Origin of the sequence: Flexivirga caeni, from assembly GCF_003724155.1 — a bacterium.
Classification (GTDB): domain Bacteria; phylum Actinomycetota; class Actinomycetes; order Actinomycetales; family Dermatophilaceae; genus Flexivirga; species Flexivirga caeni.
The window spans coordinates 1-5,463 of sequence record NZ_RJJQ01000038.1 but is presented as its reverse complement, the minus strand read 5'-3'; the positions used below and the strand labels follow the sequence as shown (position 1 = coordinate 5,463).

At 64.2% G+C, this 5,463-nt stretch carries 7 protein-coding genes and 1 pseudogene; 5 read left to right on the top strand and 3 right to left on the bottom strand.

Annotation, left to right across the window (positions count from 1 at the left end; translation table 11 throughout):
- Positions 1-140: 140 nt before the first annotated feature.
- Positions 141-887, top strand: a pseudogene (locus EFY87_RS19815) (ISL3 family transposase); the annotation flags it as partial.
- Between the two features lie 63 nt (positions 888-950).
- On the opposite strand, the gene EFY87_RS19810 reads toward EFY87_RS19815, so the two are convergent.
- Positions 951-1,604: a GDSL-type esterase/lipase family protein gene (locus EFY87_RS19810; RefSeq protein ID WP_425459377.1), complete on the bottom strand. Its 654-nt coding sequence runs from the start codon at positions 1,602-1,604 to the stop codon at positions 951-953.
- A gap of 11 nt (positions 1,605-1,615) precedes the next feature.
- Positions 1,616-1,792: a DUF6104 family protein gene (locus EFY87_RS20595; protein ID WP_181445530.1), complete on the bottom strand. Its 177-nt coding sequence runs from the start codon at positions 1,790-1,792 to the stop codon at positions 1,616-1,618.
- A 420-nt stretch (positions 1,793-2,212) separates the two neighbouring features.
- Between EFY87_RS20595 and EFY87_RS20465 the strand changes: the two genes are divergently transcribed.
- The gene (locus EFY87_RS20465) at positions 2,213-2,644 is read left to right on the top strand and encodes a hypothetical protein (RefSeq protein WP_158607738.1); all 432 of its coding nucleotides are present in this window, start codon (positions 2,213-2,215) and stop codon (positions 2,642-2,644) included.
- A gap of 350 nt (positions 2,645-2,994) precedes the next feature.
- A complete protein-coding gene (locus EFY87_RS20755; protein WP_220093728.1) occupies positions 2,995-3,420 on the top strand; it encodes a hypothetical protein in 426 nt (141 codons plus the stop codon).
- Between the two features lie 164 nt (positions 3,421-3,584).
- Here the strand turns inward: EFY87_RS20755 and EFY87_RS21275 are convergent, their stop codons facing one another.
- Positions 3,585-4,307, bottom strand: coding sequence for a transposase (locus EFY87_RS21275; protein WP_148043435.1), 723 nt, complete (start codon positions 4,305-4,307; stop codon positions 3,585-3,587).
- Between the two features lie 139 nt (positions 4,308-4,446).
- On the opposite strand from EFY87_RS21275, the gene EFY87_RS19795 reads away from it, so the two are divergent.
- Positions 4,447-4,779, top strand: a complete 333-nt coding sequence (locus EFY87_RS19795; protein WP_123273213.1) for a helix-turn-helix domain-containing protein — start codon at positions 4,447-4,449, stop codon at positions 4,777-4,779.
- Between the two features lie 223 nt (positions 4,780-5,002).
- Positions 5,003-5,422 carry a hypothetical protein gene (locus EFY87_RS20150; protein WP_148043434.1) on the top strand — a complete coding sequence of 140 codons (420 nt, stop codon included), beginning with the start codon at positions 5,003-5,005 and terminating at the stop codon, positions 5,420-5,422.
- Positions 5,423-5,463: the final 41 nt, after the last annotated feature.

Genomic DNA, 5,463 nt, shown 5'->3' with positions numbered 1-5,463 from the left:
ACGCCTGGATCAACAAACCACCCGAGGAAGAACAGGAGGACCAACAACCAGCTGCTTAAGAACCGCTGGCCCCAAACATCTTGACAAATTCCGACCTGACCCGCCACCAGGTCACGTCCGGGAAGAAAAAGGGACAGTGGCGTGTCCGGGCCAGGCTGTTGGACCTGGTCCCGGGCCGGTCCGGGGTCGTGTACGCCGACTGGCTCACGGAACGCAACACCGCGTTCCGGGACGGAATCAAGGTCGCCACCTTGGACACGTTCCAGGGATACAAGAACGCCCTGGACGACGAACTGGAAGACGCCACAGCGGTATTGGATGCCTTCCATGTCGTCAAGCTCGGCACTGAAGCCGTCGACGATGTGCGCCGCCGCGTGCAGCAAGCCACCCTCGGGCACCGGGGCCGTAAGGGCGACCCGCTGCACTCGATCGCCACGATCCTGCACTGCAGCGCCGACCGGCTGACCGACAAGCAGAAAGCGCGCCTCGCCACGGCGATCGCCGCCCACGAAGCACACGAGGAAGTTTCGATCGCCTGGCAAGCCACCGGACAGCTCCGGCAGGCATACCACTGCCAGGACCTGACCCAGGGCAAGAAGATCGCCGAGAAGATCCTCGAATCGTTTCCGTCTTGCCCAATCCCCGAGATCCGCCGGCTCGGGAAGACCTTGAACCGGTGGAAAGAAGCATTCCTGGCCTACTTCACCACCAACCGCGCGAACAACGGCGGCGCCGAAGCCATCAACGGCCTCATCGAGCTACACCGCCGCGTCGCCCGCGGCTTCCGCAACCGCGACAACTACCGGCTACGCATGCTCCTGGTCGGCGGCGGACTCCCCACGATGAGCACCTACCCCCACCGCAGGTATGAAGAGCCAGATAGGTGAAGCTGGGGCAGCCTGATCCGGGAGCATGAGCGACGCGCGCGAATGGCGCCACGAGCCAAGTCGTCAGACGTCGAGCCAGCTCTGCCAGCCGGCGTGCAGGACCAGCCACGCGATCAGGCCGTAGCCTGCCTGGCCGGGGTGGATGCCGTCGCCGGAGGCGAGGTCCGCGTGCCACTGGTCGTGACCGAGCAGGGGTCGGAAGCAGTCGACGTACGTTACGCCACGGCGTGAGCAGACGTCCGACTGGGCATCGACCAGGATCTGCAAACGGTCGTTGGTCTCGGCGTCGATGGTCGGGGCCGGGCCCACGACATACGTCGAGATGGCAGCGGACGAGGCGTCATCCAGGATGTTCGCGAGATTGAGCCGGGACCGTGCCGTGGTGAGACCCTGTGCGATGTCGTTCAGACCGACGCCGACAACGAGGCGGCGTTCGTTCGCCTGCGCCCACCGCGGCTCACACTCCTTCTGCCAGCGAGCGAGGACATCGGTCGAACTCTGGCCGCGGATGCCGAGGTTGTAGGTGGCGAGGTCGACGCCGCTGTGCGGCGTGCGTGCCACCACCCGGGAGACCCAGCCGAGCGCCTTGGGGTCCCCGAAGCCAGCGACGAACGAGTCACCCACGAAGCACAGACCAATCTGACGCTCGCCGTCAGCGACGTGAAAGCGAGCGGTGGGGCTGAACTCGGGCTCACTGCCGTCCTGGTGATTGGTCACGTGGGCCATTCTCACTCATCCTCGTCGTCGAGCCGGGCAAGCCAGGTCGCGAGTCGCTCGACGGGTGTCTCGAAATCCGGGTTGAGGTCGACGAAGGTGCGCAGTTGTTCAGCCAGCCAGCCCAGGGTGACGTCGTCGTCGCCGCGCCGGGCCTCCAGCTCTTCGATGCCTCGATCGGTGAAGTACATGCGTCCATTGTGACCGGGAGCGGTCAAGCGCACGACTGCCCGGGCAGGTCACCTGCCCGGGCAGTCCTCGACGGATCACCGAAGGCGATCAGCGGGTGATCAACTCGTTGATCACCGGCTTCGGTGAACCGGCAGCGAAGAGAAAGCGCACCCCAGTGACGTGCCACGTCGGGTTGACCCGAGCCGAGGTACATCGGGAGCGAGCCGCGACCCGTCCGACGGTGGTCCAGGTGCCGTCGCGCTGCACCTGCAGGAGGCCTGGAGGCGGACCCCACCACCTCCAGTTGCCGCAGGCTCGTAGGCGAGTCGTAGGTGTGCTCGAGGAACCGAGCCCGCGGCCGCCTCGTGAGCACTGTCCCTGATTGGCAGGCGCTCTTGTGCCGGTGGAGCAGGGATTACGAGTTCGTTCAGACGAACACCGTGACGCGCTGGATCGCTCCGCGAGGACTGGACGCGTTGCTCGACACCATTCGGACGAGAGCGATGGCGGACTATGCGATGACAGGTTCAGTGGCCGCTGCCACTTGGGCGGCCTATGCGCCTGCTCGTTCCGCCATGATTTATGTCCGGAACCCTCTGCAGGCCAGCGCTGAATGGGACTTGCGAGCCACTGACACCGGCGCGAACGTCCTTTTGGCGCAGCCTGCCTACCACGTCGCTCTTGAGCGGACGATCGACCGCGAGGACGGAGTTCGCGTCGCTGCACCGACGCAAGTTGCAGCCGATCTCATGACCGTTCCTGGACGCGCACCTGCCGAAGCGGAAGAACTCGTGGAGTGGATGACGCACCATGAACAACTCTGGCGGCAGCCCTCCAGCTCTGTTGGTCCGCGCTCGATCCGTCCTGCTTGACGCGATTGACGCGCTGCGCGAACACAGTCCAGCCGTCATCGTCACTGGTGCAGAGGCGGTATACCTGCGAGCCAGGGGTATTGACGTCGCCCTGGCCGAGGCGACGAAAGACAGCGACGTCGTGGTGGATCCTCGGGTTCTCGCCGACGACCCCAGACTCGAGGCTGCGATGAGGAGTGCCGGCTTCCGTCCCGCTGCGAATGGGCAACCGGGGCATCGGTGAGCATTGATCGGAACCCCGTCGATCTGATGATGCCCGAGGCTCTGGCGGGACCTGGGAGACGAGGCGCTCGTATCCCTCCCCACGATGCACCGCGACCCGCCGGGCACGCGGGCTCGAGGCTGCGCTTGTGGATGTTGATGCGATGGACGTGACGGCGCTCGATCCGGACGATCCCCGAGTGCGCAGTTTCAAAGTCGTGGGGCCTGCCGCCTTGCTCGTCGCCAAGCTCCACAAGCTTGGCGAGCGCATCAACGCCCCGCAGCGGCTCAACGACAAGGATGCGCATGACGCATACCGCAACCTCCGCACCACCCAAACGGCGGAATTGGGAATGGCGTTTGCGCGGCTGCTTGAAGATCCACTCAGCGCGAGTGCCACCCGTGAGGCTTTGCGTTACGCCGAAGAACTGTTCGCCGCTGGACCCGAGGCGATCGGCGCCATGATGGCGGGCCGGGCCGAGCTGGGTGTCGGGAGCCCGGAAGAGGTCTCTGTCGCCACTGCGATCCTCGCGAGCGATCTCGTCGTGTCTCTTCGACGCGACGGTCTGTACTGATCGCTGCGTTGAGCCGAGTCAGCACACGCTCATCCACTATGGCTATCGGCTGTCGCGGTGAACTCGTTTCCGACCGGGAAAGTGTGTCGTCTCCTCGGCACCGAGCTACTGCCGATGCGGCCCACGAAGGCTGTCCCGATGCGAGCCGTCGAACAGAATGTAGATCAAAGTAGATCAGGCCTGGATATCATGATGTGATGAAGACGATCAGTGCGCGCGAACTCCGTCAGAACCCGTCCCAGATGATTCACGACGTGGAGAAAGGGGAGACCTATGCGCTGACACTGCGCGGTCGTCAGGTCGGCACCATTGCGCCGGTCGGAGCTACCCTGCGTGCCACGCCCCCGAAGAAGACCGGTCCTGTGGACACCTCGGTCTTCTCTCGCCACGAACTTCGCACTGCTGTCAAGGGCCAGTGATTTCTGCCCAGGGGCGGTCGTGAGACCTGCCCGGGTCTGGGCGTCCAGGAACGCCGCTCCCAGGTCGTGCTGCTCGATCAGGTGCCGGAAATGCAACAACGTGGTCGCATCCGGCACCTGCGCGGTGGTGAAGTCCAACCCCAGGAACGTGCGGAACGCGTACGAGTCGTAGATCGCGTCCTCGGTGCCCTCATCCGACAACGAGAACCATGCTTGCAGCAAGTACATCCGCAACATCGTCTCGACCGGGACTGGTTGCCGGCCCCGCCGCCCGGTCGTGGGATAGAACGGCACGATCAACCCAGTCCACTCATCCCACGGGATCACCTGATCCATCATCGCCAGGAACTCATCCCGACGGGTCCGACGGCGACGGTTCCCATACTCCACATCCGCGAAACTCGGCTGCTGCACAACACGACCAGGCATGCCCCGATTCTCCCAGCCAGCAGCGCCCCACGCGGTCAATAAATCAGCGTTTCCCTAGCCGCCGCGGCGGAGGCCCGAGCAGCAGGTTGACCAGGGCCGAGGTCTCGGCCGTTGACTCCAACGACATGGTGGTCACTTATGCCTTAATAAGTGACCACGCCCCGGTTACAATGAGGGCATGAGTTCCAAGATGACGATCAACCCAGCGCGCCTGTCGGATGATGACTGGGGGCGGGTGCGAGCGTTCATCGATTCGGCCAAGCAGCGCGGTGAGGTTGTTGACTTCTCGACTCGTGTGGAGTTGCTGACCCCTGCTGATGTCGCGGCACGGCTGGGAATGTCGCGCTCCACGGTGTTGCGTCGGATCGCTGAAGGCGAGATCAGGGCAACCAAGGTCGGCACCCATCACCGCATCCCACTGAACGAGTATGAGCGCTACAGCCACGACCTGATCAGGCGGATGGCCGAAGCCTCTGCCGCTGATATCGAGGCTGAGCTATTCGGTGAATGAGCCGCCGCTGCTGTTCCTTGACGCCAACGCACTCGCATCCCCGGTCACTCGTACCCTGCTGATAGCTGGGGCGCGCGCGGACGGTCTGCGGTGGACCTGGTCCGAGCATGTTGAAATCGAAGCCGACCGCCATGCACGAGGCCAGGCATCCCGGACCTCAACGGTGCGAACAAGGATTCTCGGCACCGAGCTATCACCGACTGCCCCGACCACAACCGGGCTGGTGACCAGCACGGTCGCCGATCAACAGGTGATCGCAGACGCGATCCACGCAGGAGCGCGGTACCTGATCACAACTGACGTGGATGACTTCGACTTCGGTGATCTCGCAGCACACGACATGAACGCGGTGAACCCGGATTACTTCATGGCACTCCGGTTCACCGAGCAGGCATACCAAGAAGGCGTCGCGCTGCTCGCCGCAGTCCAGCAGAGCCCCTCACGCACCGAAGCAGAGATCCACCGGATGCTCGGCCGACGACATCCACACCTGGCAGCCCGGTTCGCTGACAGCTACAACACAACACCCGTCTCGACACCGAACCAGGTCAACGAACCGGGCTATGCGCCAACCATCACCCCTCGACAGGCTGACGGCGGCCACGAAAAAATTCCCGGGGGCGGTCAGGTAGCTGCCCGGTAGCGGTCATGAGAAGTGCCCGCTGGCGGTCATGGGATCTGCCC